Genomic DNA, 17252 nt, shown 5'->3' on the forward strand with positions numbered 1-17252 from the left:
CCGCGAGCGGCATCGGTCGGCGGCATCGGTCGGGGGGCGGCTCAGTCGGCGCGGGAGAGGGTCGCGACGATCGGGCGGTGGTCGCTTCCCGCGCCGTCGACCTCTCCGATCACGCGGACGGCGTCGACGTTCCATCCGGGGGTCGCGAGCACGTGGTCGATCGGGCTGCCGAGGATCTCCGGCAGGTCCGTCGGCCAGGTGCCGACGCCGCCGGAACCGCCCTGCACCGCGGCATCCGCGCATCGACCGAGGTCGCCGCCGTCGACGCCGCGACCGGCGAAGTGGTCGACGGTCGCGTTGAAGTCGCCGGCCATGATCACGTTCTCGCCCGCGCACTGCTCGGCGAGCCAGTCGAGGTCGCTGCGCCAGTTGCGCAGCTCCCACCGGATGGGCGCGACCGCGTGCACCGCGACGATGCGGGGGCCGTCGCCCGAGACGGGATCGGCGATGACCGACGGCAGGGTGTTCGTGTTGCCCGGCGGGCCGGAGACCAGGGCCGAGGTCACCTCGTAGTCGCCGAGCTCAGGCGAGATGAGGATCGTCGTCGACCGGGCCTTCGCGATGTCGTCGAACGCGACCGTGTGCACCCACATCGGACTCCCGCCCTCGCGCATGGCGACCGCGACCTCCTCGCCGAGCGGCTCGGTGGTCTCGGGCAGCACGACGACGTCGGCGCCCTCGGCGAGGGCCAGCCCGGTGATCGTCGACGCGTCGGGCACCTCGCCGAGCGTGTTCCACGAGAAGACGGTGACGGTGTCGGATGCCGCGGCCGACGCGGCATCCGATCCCCCGAGTCCGCGAGCGGCGAGCACGGCGAGGTTCCCTCCCGCGAAGACCGCGAGCACCAGCACCATCGCGAGGGCGAAGCGGCGGGGGCGCCGCGGGATGGCGAGCAGGCCGAACAGCCCGGCGGCGACGATGCCGACGAGGGCGGCCGAGCCGCGGAGCGCGACGACGTGGGTGGCGATCCACTGGTTCTGGAGGCCGAACCCCTGCGGCCAGAGCAGGATGGCCGCGACGACCGCCGAGACGAGGACGACGAGCCAGCCGAGGATGCGGGGGAGCATCCGTCCAAGCTATGGCACGAGCCTGTGTCGGCGCCGCGAGCGGACGCGTTTCGGCCGTGTCGAGCGTTCCGCACCCCCAAAACCTGTCCGGTCGGGTGCGACCCGGTGCGACCCGGTGCGGTGCGGGGGGCGGTGAAGGGCCGCTCGGGGCTGCGCGTCGACTCGGCGGCGCGGCCTAGCATGGGGGCATGGCTTCGTCGACGGCATCCGGGATCGGTGAGGCCGACCTGCACGTGCACTCGACGGTCTCAGACGGCACCGGGGCTCCGGCCGCGCTCCTCGTCGAGGCGGCCGAGGTGGGGCTGTCGGCGATGGCGCTCACCGATCACGACTCGACCGCCGGCTGGGCCGAGGCCGCGGCGGCCGTCCCCGAGACGGGCGTCGCCCTCATCCCGGGCATGGAGCTCTCGACGCGCGAGCAGTACACGAGCGTGCACGTGCTCGCCTACCTCATCGACCCGTTCGACGAGCCGCTGCTGGCCGAGACCACGCGCATCCGGGAGTCGAGGCTCACACGCGCCGAGGAGATCGTGCGCAGCATCTCGAGGGACTACCCGCTCACGTGGGACGACGTGCTCGCCCAGACCGCGGTTGGGGCCACCGTCGGCCGCCCGCACATCGCCGACGCGCTCGTCGCCCGCGGTCACGCGAACACGAGGTCGGCGGCGTTCGCCGGCATCCTGCACCCGCGCCACGGGTACGCCCGGCCGCACTACGCGCCCGACCCGCTCACGGGCGTCCGACTCATCCGCGCGGCCGGCGGCGTGCCCGTGCTCGCCCACCCGGGCGCGCGGGGCGAGGAGCACGTCGTGTCGCACGCGCGCCTGCGACAGCTCGTGGACGCCGGCCTCTTCGGCCTCGAGATCGATCACCCCGAGAACGACCCCGCCTCCAAGCCGCGGCTGCATGCGCTCGCGCGGGAGTTCGGCCTGGCCGTCACGGGCTCGAGCGACTACCACGGCACCGGCAAGCCGAACCGCCTCGGCCAGGAGCGCACGCGCGCGGACGTCGTGGCCCGCATCCTCGCGGAGGGCACCGGCACGGCGCCCGTGCTGCCGTAGCCGGCACCCCGACCGCAGCCGGCACCCCGACCGCAGCCGGCACCCCGACCGGAGCCCGCACCAGCCGGAGACCGGGACGGAACAGCCGTGGGAGGACGACGCAGGTCGGTCGTCCGGCCGGGTCAGGCCTGCGGTGCAGCGCCCGCCGAGCCGGCCGGACGCGGTCCGCGACGACGGCGACGACGGCGGGGAGCCGCGTTGCCGTCGTGGTGCTCGCTGCCGCCGCCGTCGTGCGTGCCGGTGCCCGGTTCGCGAACCGTCGCGGTCGCGGCCTCGGCGGTGTCGGCCGACGCGGACGAGCCGGCGCCGGCCTCGGGCGCCGGGGTGCCCGTGGCCGCGACGCCGCCGCGGGTGCGCTGACGTGAACGGCTGCTGCGGGGTGCGCGCTCACTGTCGCCCTGACGCGCCTCGCCGCGACCCTCGGTGCGGCCGGCGGTGCTCGACCGGGTCGGAGCTGCTGCGGCCGCGGACGGCTTGAGGCGGCCCTTCGTGCCCGCGGGGATGTCGAGGTCGGTGAACAGGTGCGGGCTCGACGAGTACGTCTCGGTGGGCTCGGGCTGGCCGAATTCGAGTGCGCGGTTGATGAGCGCCCACTTGTGCAGGTCGTCCCAGTCGACGAAGGTCACGGCGATGCCGGTCTTGCCGGCGCGACCCGTGCGACCCGCGCGGTGCAGGTACGTCTTGTCGTCGTCGGGGATGGTGTGGTTGATCACGTGCGTGACGTCGTCGACGTCGATGCCTCGTGCCGCGACATCCGTGGCGATGAGGATGTCCTTCTTGCCGGCTTTGAACGCGGCCATGGCCCGCTCGCGCTGGTCCTGGTTGAGGTCGCCGTGCACGGCGGCGGCGTTGAAGCCGCGGTCGTTGAGCTCCTCGACGAGCTTGGCGGCCGCACGCTTGGTGCGCGTGAAGATCACGGTCTTGCCGCGGCCGTCGGCCTGCAGGATGCGCGAGATCACCTCGTCCTTGTCGAGCGAGTGCGCACGGTAGACGAGGTGCTTGATGTTCGCCTGCGTGAGGCCCTCGTCGGGATCGGTCGCCCGGATGTGGATGGGCTTCGACATGAAACGACGCGCGAGCGCGACGATCGGGCCGGGCATGGTGGCCGAGAAGAGCATCGTGTGACGCACCGCGGGGGTCTGCGCGAAGATCTTCTCGATGTCGGAGAGGAAGCCGAGGTCGAGCATCTTGTCGGCCTCGTCGAGCACGACCTCCTGCACGTTCTTCAGCGACAGCAGTCGCTGCGACGCGAGGTCGAGGAGGCGACCGGGGGTGCCGACCACGATCTGCGCTCCGGCCTTGATCTGCTCGATCTGGCCCTCGTACGCCTTGCCGCCGTAGATCGACACGACCTTGGTGGGGCGGTTCGACGTGGCCACCTCGAGGTCCTCGGTGACCTGGACGCAGAGTTCACGGGTCGGCACGACGACGAGCGCCTTGACGCCGGGCTCGGGGTCGTCGCCGAGGCGCTGGATGATCGGCAGGCCGAACCCGAAGGTCTTGCCCGTTCCGGTCTTGGCCTGGCCGATGATGTCCTGGCCCGAGAGGGCGAGGGGGATGGTCTGCTCCTGGATGGGGAAGGCATCGAAGATGCCCTTGGTTGCGAGCGCGTCGACGATGTCGGACGCGACGCCGAGTTCTGCGAAAGTAGTCAAGTATCTGCCTGTCGGTTCAGCTGGAGAGGTGCGCGCTGCTTGTCCTCAGGCGCACGGCTGCGGGTCCGATGCCCGCATGCGACCTCCAGCCTATCGGAGAGAGCCTGAACGCCTCGGTTAGGCTGTGTGCCGTGGTGTCCTGGATCAATCGACGCGTTGCCCGCCCCGAGGCGCCGCGGCAGCGACCGCGCGTCGCGCCGACCGAGCTCACGCGTGTGGACTTCACCGAACTGGTGCCCGCGCCCGTGCCCTTCCTCGGCCAGGCCGCGTACATCCAGCTCGTCTTCTTCGAGGGGCTCGCGCTCGCGGTGCAGACCGCGCCCGACCTCCGGTCGAAGGAGGGGCTGAGTGCGGCCGCCGGCGTCTCGCTGCGCAAGCACCACGCGCTCATCGGCGAGCTGCGGCTGCTCGGCGTCGAGCCCGTCGACGTCATGGCGCCGTTCGCCCCAGCCACCCAGCGGCTCCAGGCCGCCTGGGGCAGCGGCGACTGGCACGAGCTGCTGCTCGCCATCCACGTGACGTCCGGCATGCTCGACGGCTACTTCTCGCGGCTCTCGAACGGCCTGCACGCCGATCTCGCACGCCGCGTGCGCGCGATCCTCGACGAAGCGGGGTCCGCAGCCGTGCTCGAGCGCGAACTCGGCCTCGCCATCGCCGAGCAGCCCGGACTCGCCGACCGACTCGCCCTCTGGGGTCGCAGCCTCGTCGGCGACACGCTGCTCATCGCACGATCCGCACTGCACGGGTCGGAGGCCAGGGGCCTCGAGGAGCGCGTCGAGCCGATCTTCACCGAGCTCATCGCCGACCACACGCGTCGCATGGACGCGCTCGGCCTCACGGCCTGACGCGTCGCCGTTCCGGTGCGCGCGGATGCTGCTGCGAGGCCGCCGCCGCTCGGGTGCCGGCTCCGGGGTGCACGAGAAACGGCGCCCTCCCGAAGGTGGACGCCGTCACGTCGATGCGTTCGCGCGGACTCAGCCGACCGTCGCCGCGCGGGCCGGCGTCGCCGTGCCCGGGCGGGAGAGCCGCTCGAAGAGCTCGGCATCCGCCCGCTCGCGCTTCGGGCCGATCAGGTACGCGGATGCCGCGGCCGCGAGTCCGGCGACCACGAGCGACACGACCCAGATCCACCCGCCGTCCCATGCCCAGCCGAGCCAGGTGAGCGCGACCCAGACGATCGCGGCTGCACCCGCGCCGATGGCGGGGATCAGCAGCACGCCGTGCGTGTGCCGCAGCGGAAGCAGGTAGCGTGCGCCGAGGCCGAGGATCGCCCCGCCGAGCACGACGAAGAGCAGTTCCACGTCAGGCCACGAATCCGACGCGGCGCGACTCCTCCGAGCCGATCTCGACATAGGCGAGCGCGGCGGAGGGCACGAGGTAGACGGTGCCCTTCGAGTCGACGAACCTGAGCGACTTCGCGTCGCCCTCGAGGGCTGCGGCGACCTGGGTCTGGACCTCCTCTGCCGACTGGGACGACTCGAAACCGAGTTCGCGAGGGGAGTTCTGAATGCCGATCCGTACGTCCACAGTGGGCCTTTCTGTCCTTGCGACCACACTATGACACGGCTCGCGGGGCACGGGGCACGTTCACTGTCGGCGGAACGGGTTAACGTGTGGGCATGCCCAGCCCCACCGCCCCGTCGCAGCCCGACGCGGACCTCGTCGCACCCGGATCCGCGGCCATGGCGGCAGGCCCCGTCCACGGCCCAGGGGCGGGCCTCGCGGCGGGCGTCGCCGAGCGCATCTCCGAGGGCGTGCACCACGCCGTGTTCGGGGCTCCCGGCTCCGGCAAGACGACGCTCGCGGTCGAGCTCGTCGCCGACCGCATCGCCCGGCTCGGCTACGGGGTCGACGACGTGCTCGTGCTCTGCTCGAGCCGGTCAACGGCCACCGCGCTGCGCGATCGCATCGCCGTGCGACTGGGCGTCACGACGCGCGGCCCGCTCGCGCGCACGGCGAACTCCATGGCCTTCCAACTCGTGCGCGCCTACACGGCGGCACCCGTCACGCTGCTCACCGGCGGCGAGCACGACCGCATCGTCGCCGACCTCGTCGAGGGCGGCATCCGCGACGGGTTCGGTCCCGTGTGGCCCGAACCGCTGACGCCGGAGGTGCGGGTGCTCAGGGGCTTCCGCACCGAGCTCCGCGACCTCCTCATGCGCGCGGTCGAGCTCGGAGTCGACGAGCGCGACCTCGCGCGCCTCGGCGAGACCGCAGGGCGCCCCGAGTGGGTCGCCGCGGCCGCGTTCATGTCCGAGTACGCCGACGTCAAGGACCAGGTGCGACCCAACCAGTTCGACTCGGCGGAGCTCGGCGCGTTCGCGGCCTCGATCGTGCGCCGCAGCCGCGTCGACCCCGACGCATCCGCGGCGCTCGGCCCGCTCGCCGGGTTGCGCATGCTCGTCGTCGACGACGCGCAGGAGACCACCGAGGCGTCCGCATCGTTGATCGCGGCCTTCGCCGCGTGCGGCGTGCAGATCGTGGCGATCGGCGATCCCGATGTCGCGAGCAACGGGTTCCGAGGCGGGCGCCCCGAACTGCTCGGCTCGCTGAGCTCGATGCTCGACGGCGCTCCCGTGCAGCGCGTCGAACTGCCGACCGTGCACCGCGGGCGACCCGAGATCGCCGAGATCGTCTCTGGCGTCCGCGCGCACATCGGCACGGCGCTGGGCGGCACGCACCGGTCAGCCGCCCTGGCAGGCGCAGAAGCCGGCGCGGCCGGCGACGCTGATCCGCTGGCCCCCGTGCTCGGCATCGAGGCGGCCTCGAGCGCGGCCGAGCACCTCGCGATCGCCTCGGTGCTGCGCGAGCGCCACCTGCTCGACGGGGTGCCATGGTCGCAGATGGCCGTCGTCCTGAGGTCCGGCGGCGACGTGCCGTCGGTCGAACGCGCGCTCGCGCTCGCCGACGTTCCCACGGCGGGCGCCGCGACCGGGCTCGCGCTCCGCGATGCCCCGGCCGCTGCGGCACTGCTCACGGCGTGCTCGTTCGTGCTCGGTCGCGAGCCGCTCACCGCCGACCTCGCAGTGGCCCTGCTCACCGGTCCGCTCGGCCGTCTCGACGGCATCGGGCTGCGGCGGTTGCGCCTGGCGCTGCGTCACGACGAACTCGCCGCCGGCGGAACGCGCACGGGCGACGAGCTGCTCGTGGACGCGCTCTCGGCCCCGGGCGGGTTCGTCACGATCGACGCCGCACCGGGTCGCCGCGCTGCCAGGCTCGCCGCGGTGCTCGCCGCGGCCACGCAGGTCGCTCGAGCCGGCGGCACGATCGAGGAGGTCCTCTGGTCGCTCTGGGAGGGCGGCGGGCTCGGCACCGAATGGGGCCGCCAGGCCGCCGGCACCGGAGTGCTCGCCGACGAGGCCGACCGCTCGCTCGATGCCGCCGTCGCGCTCTTCTCGGCCGCGACGAGATTCGTCGAGCGCGAACCAGGGGCACCGGCCGTGCGCTTCGTCGACGAGGTGCTCGCGAGCGAGCTGCCCGAGGACTCGCTCGCACCGCGGCGCACGGCCGAGACCGTGCTCGTCACGACCCCGCAGGGCGTCGTCGGACGCGAGTTCGACGTGATGGTCGTCGCCGGCCTGCAAGACGCCGTCTGGCCGAACCTCCGCCCCCGCGGCACGCTGCTGCACGCGGGTCTCCTGCCGCGCGTGGTGCAGGCCTCACGGTCGGGCTCCCCGATGCCGGGCGTCGAGACCCCGGCAGAGGTCCGCGCCTCCGTTCGCGACGACGAGCTGCGCATGTTCGTCCTCGCGGTCTCGCGGGCGCGGCGGCAGGTCGTCCTCGCGTGCACCGCCAACGACGACGAGCAGCCCTCGGTGCTCATGGGCTACGCGCGTGAACGCGTGCGGCCGCGCCGGCGGCCGCTGCAGTTGCGGCCGCTGGTGGGAGCGCTCCGTCGCGAGGCGGTCACGGGCGATCCCGAGTCCGCCGCCGCGCTGGCCCTGCTCGCCGAGGAGGGCGTGCCGGGGGCCGACCCGAGCGAGTGGTACGGGTTGGCCGGCCTGTCGACCGAGGCGCCGCTGGTCGACCTCGAGGGCGACCCCGAGGCGGTCGTGCCGGTGTCGCCGTCGCAGATCGACCGCGTCGAGGAGTCGCCGCTCGGTTGGTTCGTCGACCACATCGCGTCGCCGCCGTCGGGAGTGGCCGCCTCGATCGGCACCATCGTGCACGCCGTGGTCGAGGAGATCGGTGCGCGCGACGACGGAGCGACCGACGTCGAGGCGATCTGGGGCGCCGTCGAGGAGCGGCTCGCGTCGGTGCGCTTCGAGGCCGGATGGGTCGCCGAGCGCGAGCGTCGCGGGGCCAGACGCATGGCCGAGGGCGCAGCGGAGTACCTGAGCTCCTTCGACGACGACGCGAAGGTGCTGCTCGGTGCCGAAGGGAAGTTCACCATCACCATCGACCGGGTGCGCATCACGGGCACCATCGACCGCATCGAGGCCTCGGCCGACGGCACGACCGTGATCGTCGACATCAAGACCGGGCGCACCGCACCCACGTTCGCGCAGACGGCCGCGCATCCCCAGCTCGCCGCCTACCAGCTCGCCGCCCGCCAGAACGCGGTGCCGTCGGGCGGAGTGCTCGGCGGAGCGAAGCTCGTCTACGTGGCCACGCCGTCGCGCGGACTCGCGTACACCGAGCGCGCCCAGCAGCCGTTCGACGACGAGGCGGAGGCCGAATTCCGCGAGCGGCTCGGCCAGGTCGGCCGGATCATGGCCGGCGCGAGCTTCGAGGGCTCCACCGAACCGGGTCACCGGTCGCGGTTCGGCTCATGGCAGTACCGCGTGCACCTCGTGCCGGCGGTCTCCGCATGAGCGCCGCGCCGAATAGCCTGAGCGCCGCAGAGATCGCCACCCGCCTCGGCCTGCACGTGCCGACGCCCGAGCAGCAGGCGGTCATCGAGGCCGATCCGCACGGCGCGAGCATCGTCGTCGCCGGTGCGGGCAGCGGCAAGACCGAGACGATGGCCAACCGCGTGGTGTGGCTGCTCGCCAACGGCCATGTCGGGGTCGCCGACGTGCTCGGGCTCACGTTCACGCGGAAGGCCGCCGGCGAGCTCGCCGAACGCATGCGCGAGCGGGTCGCGCAGCTCGTGCACGAGGGCATCGCCGACCTCGTCATCGATCCGCTCGAATCGGCGACCGTGAGCACCTACCACTCGTTCGCCAGCGCGATCTACCGCGAGCACGCGATGCGCATCGGGCGCGAGCCCGACGCGACCGTGCTCGGCGAGGCATCCGCATGGCTGCTGGCGCGATCGGTCGTGAGCGCGTCGGCCGACGACCAGCTCATCGAACTCGACGCGTCGCTCGACCGCGTGACCGGCGCAGCCCTGTCGCTCAGTCGTGCGCTCGCCGAGAACGTCGCCGACAGCCGCGACGTGCGCGCCTTCGCCCGCGACTTCCTCGCGATGCGCGGGTTGCCGATCGAAGCGCCTCGCAAGCGCACCGACTTCGACTCGTTCGTCGGGGCGCTCGGCGTCGTCGATGCGCTGCCGCCCCTGCTCGAGCTCGCCGACGCCTACGCTGCCGCCAAGCGCGAACGCGGATACGTCGAGTTCTCCGACCAGGTCGCCCTCGCGCTGCAGATCTGCGTCGAGCACCCGGATGTCGTCGTCGAGCACCGCGAGCGTTCGCGCACCGTGCTGCTCGACGAGTACCAGGACACGAGCGTCGTGCAGACGCGCCTCCTTGCCTCGCTCTTCGAGGGGCACCCCGTCATGGCGGTCGGCGACCCCGACCAGTCGATCTACGGATGGCGTGGCGCGAGCGCCGCCAACCTCGCCCGGTTCGACCGCGACTTCGGCAAGGGGGCCGCGTCGGTCTACCACCTTTCGACGAGCTGGCGGAACCCGCGCATCGTGCTCGATGCGGCGAACACGCTCATCGCGTCGCTCGACGCGGGCATCCCGAAGGCGCCGCTCGCGCCCTCGCCCTTCGCCGGTGCCGGCCGGCTCGACGTGGCGTGGGGCGAGACCATCGACGACGAGGCCGATCGGGTCGCACGCTGGTTCGCCGAACGACTCGGGCGTGCCGGCCGGGCGGGGGCATCGGCTGCCGAAGCGGCGCAGGCCGGCCCTGCGTCGTCGCCGAAGAGCGGAGCGCTGCTCTGTCGGACCTTCGCGAACGTCGAGGTGTTCACGCAGGCGCTGCGCGCACACGGCGTGCCCGTGCACGTGCTCGGCATGGCCGGGCTGCTCGACCAACCCGTGATCGCCGACCTCGTGTGCGTGCTGCGCGTGCTCCACGATCCCACCGCGGGCGCCGAGCTCGTGCGCGTGCTCGGAGGCGCCCGCTGGCGCGTGGGACCGGCAGATCTCTCGGGGCTCCGCGACGTGGCCCGATGGCTCGTCGATCGCGACCTCGCGCGCCGCCGTCTCGACGACGAGGTGCGACGCGAGCTCCGGGCCTCGACCGCGGCCGAGGAATCGCCCTCGATCGTCGACGCGCTCGACTTCGTGCTCACCGCCCCAGACGATCACCGAGCACTCGCGGGCATCAGCGGGCCGGGGCTGGCCAGGCTCCGCCGCGCCGGCACCCAGCTGCAGGCGCTTCGCCGCCGCGCAGGACTCGGACTCATCGACTTCGTGCACCTCGTGCAGCAGGAGCTGCTGCTCGACATCGAGGTCGCCGCGAACGCCGACCAGCCGCTGGGCCGGCCGAGCCTCGAGGCGTTCGACGAGCTGCTCGCGGGCTTCGCCGACGACTCCGAGCACCCCACGCTCGGGGCCTTCCTCGGCTGGCTGACCGAGGCCGAGCAGCGCGACCGGCTCGCGCCGCGTCAGGACGAGCCGGAGCCGGGCGCCGTGCAGGTGCTCTCGATCCACGGGTCGAAGGGACTCGAGTGGGACGTCGTGGCGGTGCCGCGCGTGGTCGATCAGGAGATCCCGTCGAAGCCGCGCTCCGCCAAGGGCTGGCTCGCGTTCGGCGAGCTGCCGAACGAGTTCAAGGGAGACCGCGACGAGCTGCCCGAGCTCGGGTGGCGCGGGGTGCAGAGCCAGCGCGAGTTCGACGAGGCCGTCACGGCATTCGCCGAGGAGAACCGTGAACGCCACGCCGATGAGGAACGGCGGCTGGCCTACGTCGCCGTCACGAGGACCCGCTCCGACCTGCTGCTCAGCGGCTCCTGGTGGGCGACCCAGAAGACGGCACGGCCGCCGAGCGCCTTCCTCCGCGAGCTCGCGGTCGCCGGCGTCATCGCGCCCGACCTGCTGCCGAGTGGGCCGGCCGACGACGAGAATCCGCGCGCCGAGTCCGACTCGCGCGTCTCGTGGCCGCTCGACCCGCTCGGCGCGCGCCGGCCGGGGGTGGTGCGCGCGGCCGACGCCGTGAGGCTCGCCGCCGACGGTCCGAGCGGAGCGGGCATCGGCCCCCAGCTGTCCTCCGAGCTGACGCTGCTCATCGAGGAGCGGCGGCGGCGCCAGGAGGGCCCGGGGCCCACGCCGATCCCGTCGCGCGTTCCCGCGTCGCGGTTCAAGGACTACCTCGACGATCCCGAAGCGGTCGCCGCGCAACTGCGGCGCCCCATGCCGCAGCGGCCCTATCGCGCGACACGCCTCGGAACCCTGTTCCACGAGTGGGTCGAGCACCGGTCGACGGGGGAGTCCGCCGGAGCCGCCGTCGACGACGGGCTCTTCGGCATCGAGCTGCTCGAAGCGCTCGACGAGGGTCGTGTCGCGACCGTCGAACCGCTCGGGATCGGGCTCGGGAACGGCGACGCGCTCGACCGTGCGCTCGATGACGGCGCGGTCGGTGCCGGAGCGCTCGACGGTGCTTCGCTCGACGGCGGTTCGTCCCATGTCGGTTCGCCCGGCCGCGGGGTGCTCGACCGCCGCGGTCCGGACGCGACCGCCGACCCCGACCGGCTCGCGGCGCTGCGTGCGACCTTCGAGGCGTCCGAGTGGGGCTCGCGTCGTCCGCTCGAGGTCGAGATCGAACTGCACCTGCCCATCGACGAGCACGTCTTCGTGTGCAAGCTCGACGCCGTCTACGAGGTGCCACAGGGGGGCGAGCTGGCCGCCCGCGGCATCCGCTACCAGGTCGTCGACTGGAAGACCGGTCGCGCGCCGCGCAACGCACGGGACCTCGAACTCAAGCAGACGCAGCTCGCCCTCTACCGCCTCGCCTACGCGGCCTGGGCCGGCGTCTCACCAGACGAGGTCGACGCGGTGTTCTACTTCGTCGAAGACGACCGCGTCATCAGGCCAGATGAGCTCTACGACGAGGCCGCGCTGCGGAAGGCCTGGGCGAGCGCCGTCGCGACCTGATCGGTGCCGTCGCTCGGCGCATTCGCTCCGGCGTGTCCGGCTCCGGCGAGTTCGCTCCGGCGCGGTCGGCCGACCGGCGGGGTCCGCGGCGGTCGCCGGCGCTCCTCAGGATCCGGTGCGTCCGATCCGGCGGTCGTCGGATTCCGCGTCGGCCGGAGTGGCAGCGCTCGAATCGGCCTCGGGAGCCGCGTCGCCCCAGTCGCTGAGGTCCAGCGGGATCGGCGCGGTCGCATCGGCCGGCGGCTGGGCGCGTTCGCCGCGTTCGCTCAACTCGAACTCCGAGAATTCGTAGCTGTCGGTCAGCAACGCCGACGACTGCTCCCGCCCCGAGGCGTCGCGGCCCGACGCGGTGCGCGGCGTCTCGTCGAGCAGGCGTTCGACGCCGTCGACCGTGAGGATCGGGCCCGTGTGGTGCGAGAGCGTCTCGGTCGTGCGATCGTGCACGCTCGCGACGAGATCGTCGAGCATCGAGACGGCATCGTCGATGATCGACTCGTCGCGCAGCTCGACGCCGTGCAGCAGCCAGCGGGCGAGTTCGAGTTCGCCGTAGAGCATCGCGCGTTGCGGGAGCGCGGCGTCCGCGCCACCGCTCCGCCCCACGACGTAGGCCTCGAGTGCGCGCTCGGCGGAGGGCCCGCGCGACGTCAGCAGCCAGTGCAGGTCGCGCGCCGGATCGCCGACCGCGAGCGCGGACCATCCGATGACCGCCGCGATGCGCTCGTCGTCGACGACGAAGGAGTCCGACGTGAGCGCGCCGTTGACGACCGTCGACCGGAATCGCCAGAGCGACTCGTCATCGGTGGCCTCCTCCCAGCGACGCAGCAGCGCGGCGGGCAGGTGTCCGGTGTCGGAGGCGCGGCCGATGAGCTCGACGACCGCGTCGCGGGCTTCGCCGTCGCTCTCGCGCGGCAGTCCGGCGTCGCCGACGAATCCGGAGGGCAGCGAGTGGATCGCCGCGATCGACGTGCCGACCGACTCGGCGATCCGGTCGTGCGCGGTGAGGTCGTCTGCGGTCAGCACGTGCCCCGGCAGGAACTCGGTGACGATCGCTCGCGTGCCGTCGATGGGCGCCTGTCCGACGAACTCGGGCACCGCGAAGGGCAGTCGCGAGCGGATGCCCGTGGTCATCGCCCTGAGCGCGACGAGGTCCGCCGACTGCTCGGTCTCGGCGCTCTGCGTACGGGGCGTGCGGATGAGCAGGGTCCTGCCGTCGGCGGCGCGCAGCTCGACGGCATCGAAGTCGCCGCCTGAGCGTCTGGTGTGGGCACGGGCTGCGGTGACCTCGAGGCCCGGGACCGCCGCCGTGGCCAACGCGGCTAGAGTGAGAGTGGGTCTGGCCATGGCCAACAGCTTAAGCAGGTGACTCGGTTGCCGCGGCGAGCGCCACGCCTTGCCGCCGACTCCGTCCCGACGCGAGAGACGCGAGAAAGAGGCGCCGTGCGCGAATCGACACCCCCGCCCCTCGCTCGTGCGCGCCTCGATCGAGACGGCATCGGCCGGGCGTCCGCCGATCGCGGGGAGCGGTTCGACGTCGATGTCGACGCGCGGGTGCTGCTCCTGCACGACGGCCGCGCGCTGCTCACCGAACGGGTCGAGGCCGTGTCGCCCGTGCTCGACCTGCGCCGGCCCTCGGACATCTCGTCGGCCCTGGCTGCAGCCGGCCTCGAGCCGGCATCGCTGCGCTGCTACCTCGGTCGCGCCCTCGACGACGAGGGCGCCGCGGTGGCGGGCTCGCCGATCGAGGCCTGGGTGATCGACGCCGAGGCCGCGGCGCTGCTCGAGCCCGAGGAGGCCAGGTGGGTCGGCCTGCGCCAAGCTGCGCCGATACTCTCCGATCGCGACTCCGGCCTCTTCACGCAGGCCACCGCGATCGTCAACTGGCACCGTTCGAGTGGGTTCTGCCCGCGGTGCGGGGCACCGACCGAGCCGATCGAGGCCGGTTGGTCGCGCCGGTGCACGAACGACGGCGGCCAGGTGTTCCCTCGCACCGATGCGGCGGTCATCGTGCTCGTGACCGATTCCGAGGACCGGGTGCTGCTGGGTTCGAACGCGATGTGGCAGTCCAACCGGTTCTCCCTGCTGGCCGGATTCGTCGAGCCGGGGGAGTCGCTCGAATCCGCAGTCGTGCGCGAGGTCGGCGAAGAGGCGGGGCTCGAGGTCGTCGACGTCGAATACGTGGCGTCGCAGCCGTGGCCGTTCCCCGCGAGCCTGATGCTGGGCTTCACGGCGCGCGCCGTCTCGGCCGAGGCCGCTGCCGCCGTCGCGCCCGACGGCGAGGAGATCCTCGAATTGCGCTGGTTCAGCCGCGACGAGCTCGCGGCCTCGCTGCCCGAGGTCGGGTTCCCCGGTCGGACCTCGATCGCGGGGTGGATGCTCGAGCAGTGGTACGGCGGTCCGATCGAGTCCTCGCCGCAGGGCTGGGGCGCGTGAGCGCGGCATCCGACCCACTGCTCGCCGATCTCGACGACGAGCAGCGCGTCGCGGCCGAGGCGCTGCTCGGACCGGTGTGCATCCTCGCCGGCGCCGGAACGGGCAAGACCCGCGCGATCACGCACCGCATCGCGTACGGGGTGGCGAGCGGCACCTACGATCCGGCGCGCGTCATGGCCCTGACGTTCACGTCGCGTGCCGCCGCGGAGCTGCGCGAGCGCCTGCGCATGCTCGGCGCGGGCGGGGTTCCGGTGCGTACGTTCCACGCCGCAGCCCTCGCGCAGCTCAACCACTTCTGGCCGCTCGTCGTCGGCGGCACCGCCCCACGCGTGCTCGAGTACAAGGGCCGGCTGCTGGGGGCCGCCGCGGATTCGATCCGGCTGCGCGTCGACCAGCCGACCCTTCGCGACGTGGCCTCCGAGATCGAGTGGCGAAAGGTCGGACTGCTCACGCCAGAGGCCTACGAGGCCCGTCTGGCTGTTCGGGGAGCGCCGGGGTCGCTCGACGCCGACCAGTTCCGCGACCTCGTCGCCGCCTACGAGCGCATCAAGGACGAGCGGCGCCAGCTCGACTTCGAGGACGTGCTGCTCGCCACCTCCGGCATGGTCGAGGCCGAGGCATCCGTCGCCATGCAGGTGCACGAGAGCTACCGGCACTTCGTCGTCGACGAGTACCAGGACGTCTCGCCGGCGCAGCAGCACCTGCTCGACCTCTGGCTGGGCGATCGCAGCGAGCTCTGCGTGGTGGGCGACGCGAGCCAGACGATCTACTCGTTCGCGGGCGCGACGCCCGAGTACCTGCTCGGCTTCGAGCGCCGGTTCTCGGATGCCACGGTCGTGCGCCTCGAGCGCAACTACCGTTCGACCGAGCCGATCGTCGAGGCCGCGAACCGGCTCATGCGCGGGCGCAACGGCGCACTGCAGCTCCGCGCAGCCGCGGCGGAGTCGCCGGCGACGGCGCGGGGCGAGGGGGCGCCGGGCGATGCCGAGCCGATCGAGACCGGGGTGGGCTCGTCGTCGAGCGCTGTTCCGGATGTCGCGGCGGCGCGCTCCTCGGCCCCGCGGCCGCGTGGCGAGGAACCCGTGATCACCTCGTACGCCGATGAGCTCGCCGAGGCTCGCGGCGTCGCGACCGCGATCCGCAACCGCATCGACACCGGCGCGGCGCCCGAGCAGATCGCCGTGCTCATGCGCGTGAACTCGCAGTCGGCGATGCTCGAGCACGCCCTCGACGAGGTCGGCGTGGCATCGCGCATCCGCGGAAACGTGCGCTTCTTCGACCAGCCCGAGGTGCGTCAGGCCGTGCAGGCACTGCGCGCGGCGGCGCTCACGATCGCGAACGAACCGCTGTTCAAATCGGTGAGCGACGTGTTGCGCTCGCTCGGGTGGACCGCACAGGCACCGGACGGACCCGGTGCGGTGCGCGGGCGATGGGAGTCGCTGAACGCGCTCGCCCGCCTGGTCGACGATGCGCCGGCGGGCACGACGTTCCGTGCATTCGCCGACGACCTGCGGGCTCGCGCCGAGGCGCAGCACGAGCCGACCGTGCAGGCCGTGACGCTGGCGACGCTCCACTCCGCCAAGGGCCTCGAATGGGACGAGGTGCACATCGTCGGGCTGACCGAGGGCATGCTCCCGATCGCCTACGCGAAGGGGCTCGACGCGATCGACGAGGAGCGCCGCCTGTTCTACGTCGGCGTCACGCGGGCACGGCGGCGGCTGTCGCTGAGCTGGGCGCGGCTCGGCGGGCAGCAACGGGCAGTGCGTGAGCAATCGCGATTCCTGCAGGAGCTCGGCACCCGCACGACGGATGCTCCGCATGCTCGCGACGGCGGCCGACGGAGCCACGCCGGTCGAAGCTGACGGATGCCGCCGCCAGGCGCACGGTGTCTGCCCCCGTGCGTTCCGCGAGCCCTCCGTCGAGCTCCGCATCGTGTGGCGCCGCGCCGAGCCTGGCGTCGACCGCGGCGGCCGCGAGCGCCGCGGCGTCGAATCGAAGGCGCGGCGGGTCGGCAGGCGCCGGGCGACCGGCGAGCTGCGCGGCGATGACCGGCCAGGCGGCATCCGCATCCCTCGCCGAGAGGTCGAGGCAGCGCAGGCACGGTCCGCGGCCCGGTTCGACGAAGGGGCCCACGCGGATGCCGGCGTCGTCGCTGACGACGGCGAGGTGCGGCAGGTCGCGGCGGAGCCACGGCAGGTGGCGCGCGGGGGTGACGGCCCACGCGGCGACGATGACGACGAGGTCGGGCTCGGCCCGAGCGGGATCGGGGGCGCGCACGTCGAGTGTGCGGGGGGCGAGCGGCAGCACCTCGTGACCGAGGAATGCGAGGTTCGCGGCCAGCAGGTCGGCGATCGGGCCGGAGCCGTCGAGGCCGACGATGCGCGGACGGGCGGCCGCGGCATCCGCTCGCTCCGGTCTCGCAGGACGCGCGGCGCGGACCGACGCTGCGTCCTGCGCGCCCGACGTCGGGTTCGGCGATGCGTCGACGAGCCCCGCAGCAAGCCGTCGGACGAACTCGTGCACGCGCTCGGGCGTCGCACCGAGGCCGGAGCCGATCGAGACGAGCGTCGAGCGGCTGACCCCGTGCCGGAGCGCGGCGATGAGTCCGGCCTCGACGTCGCCGGCGCGCTCGAACACGGCGACGGGCGTGGCGGCACCGACCTGCAGGTCTTCAGCGGTGCGCCAGACGAGGGGGAGTGCGGGATCCAACCTGAGGGTCATGCGGCGAGCATGCCGGATCAGGCGCGGGCGTCGCGGCATCCGTCCACAGGCG

Annotated in this window: 11 protein-coding genes; 6 read left to right on the plus strand and 5 right to left on the minus strand. The window is 73.2% G+C overall.

The window, feature by feature from the left end; translation table 11 throughout:
• Positions 1–41: 41 nt before the first annotated feature.
• On the minus strand, positions 42–1067 hold the full coding sequence (locus ABIC29_RS06170) for an endonuclease/exonuclease/phosphatase family protein (RefSeq protein ID WP_354243625.1): 1026 nt from the start codon (positions 1065–1067) through the stop codon (positions 42–44).
• A gap of 188 nt (positions 1068–1255) precedes the next feature.
• On the opposite strand from ABIC29_RS06170, the gene ABIC29_RS06175 reads away from it, so the two are divergent.
• Entirely contained in the window at positions 1256–2128 is an 873-nt protein-coding gene (locus tag ABIC29_RS06175) for a PHP domain-containing protein (RefSeq protein WP_116081320.1), read from the plus strand.
• Positions 2129–2250: 122 nt separating this feature from the next.
• On the opposite strand, the gene ABIC29_RS06180 is transcribed toward ABIC29_RS06175, so the two are convergent.
• Complete coding sequence (locus tag ABIC29_RS06180) at positions 2251–3783, minus strand: DEAD/DEAH box helicase (protein ID WP_354243628.1); 1533 nt, start codon at positions 3781–3783, stop codon at positions 2251–2253.
• Between the two features lie 131 nt (positions 3784–3914).
• On the opposite strand from ABIC29_RS06180, the gene ABIC29_RS06185 reads away from it, so the two are divergent.
• Complete coding sequence (locus ABIC29_RS06185; RefSeq protein WP_354243631.1) at positions 3915–4628, plus strand: ferritin-like fold-containing protein; 714 nt, start codon at positions 3915–3917, stop codon at positions 4626–4628.
• A gap of 129 nt (positions 4629–4757) precedes the next feature.
• Here the strand turns inward: ABIC29_RS06185 and ABIC29_RS06190 are convergent, their stop codons facing one another.
• A complete protein-coding gene (locus ABIC29_RS06190) occupies positions 4758–5084 on the minus strand; it encodes a hypothetical protein (RefSeq protein WP_116081323.1) in 327 nt (108 codons plus the stop codon).
• A 1-nt stretch (position 5085) separates the two neighbouring features.
• Positions 5086–5310, minus strand: a complete 225-nt coding sequence (locus ABIC29_RS06195; protein ID WP_116081324.1) for a DUF3107 domain-containing protein — start codon at positions 5308–5310, stop codon at positions 5086–5088.
• Between the two features lie 92 nt (positions 5311–5402).
• Here ABIC29_RS06195 and ABIC29_RS06200 point away from each other — a divergent pair, with 92 nt between their 5' ends.
• Together ABIC29_RS06200 and ABIC29_RS06205 are read left to right on the plus strand one after the other, a co-directional pair.
• A complete protein-coding gene (locus ABIC29_RS06200) occupies positions 5403–8597 on the plus strand; it encodes a PD-(D/E)XK nuclease family protein (protein WP_147309140.1) in 3195 nt (1064 codons plus the stop codon).
• Complete coding sequence (locus tag ABIC29_RS06205) at positions 8594–12049, plus strand: ATP-dependent DNA helicase (protein ID WP_354243635.1); 3456 nt, start codon at positions 8594–8596, stop codon at positions 12047–12049. The genes ABIC29_RS06200 and ABIC29_RS06205 overlap by 4 nt, the downstream gene beginning before the upstream one ends.
• A 105-nt stretch (positions 12050–12154) precedes the next feature.
• Here ABIC29_RS06205 and ABIC29_RS06210 read toward each other — a convergent pair whose 3' ends face one another.
• Complete coding sequence (locus ABIC29_RS06210) at positions 12155–13390, minus strand: phosphotransferase (RefSeq protein WP_354243638.1); 1236 nt, start codon at positions 13388–13390, stop codon at positions 12155–12157.
• Positions 13391–13486: 96 nt separating this feature from the next.
• Between ABIC29_RS06210 and nudC the strand changes: the two genes are divergently transcribed.
• Together nudC and ABIC29_RS06220 are read left to right on the plus strand one after the other, a co-directional pair.
• A complete protein-coding gene (gene nudC, locus ABIC29_RS06215; protein ID WP_354243640.1) occupies positions 13487–14479 on the plus strand; it encodes an NAD(+) diphosphatase in 993 nt (330 codons plus the stop codon).
• On the plus strand, positions 14467–16341 hold the full coding sequence (locus ABIC29_RS06220; protein WP_502915464.1) for an ATP-dependent helicase: 1875 nt from the start codon (positions 14467–14469) through the stop codon (positions 16339–16341). The genes nudC and ABIC29_RS06220 overlap by 13 nt, the downstream gene beginning before the upstream one ends.
• Positions 16342–17252 lie beyond the last annotated feature (911 nt).

It is taken from the genome of Agromyces sp. PvR057 (assembly GCF_040547485.1).
Taxonomy (GTDB): domain Bacteria; phylum Actinomycetota; class Actinomycetes; order Actinomycetales; family Microbacteriaceae; genus Agromyces.

Bases quoted from the DNA above. Each gene is read 5' to 3' on its own strand.
- ABIC29_RS06200 (WP_147309140.1), top strand. From the start codon at position 5,403: ATGCCCAGCCCCACCGCCCCGTCGCAGCCCGACGCGGACCTCGTCGCA.
- ABIC29_RS06175 (WP_116081320.1), top strand. From the start codon at position 1,256: ATGGCTTCGTCGACGGCATCCGGGATCGGTGAGGCCGACCTGCACGTG.
- ABIC29_RS06210 (WP_354243638.1), bottom strand. From the start codon at position 13,390: ATGGCCAGACCCACTCTCACTCTAGCCGCGTTGGCCACGGCGGCGGTC.
- ABIC29_RS06205 (WP_354243635.1), top strand. From the start codon at position 8,594: ATGAGCGCCGCGCCGAATAGCCTGAGCGCCGCAGAGATCGCCACCCGC.
- ABIC29_RS06170 (WP_354243625.1), bottom strand. From the start codon at position 1,067: ATGCTCCCCCGCATCCTCGGCTGGCTCGTCGTCCTCGTCTCGGCGGTC.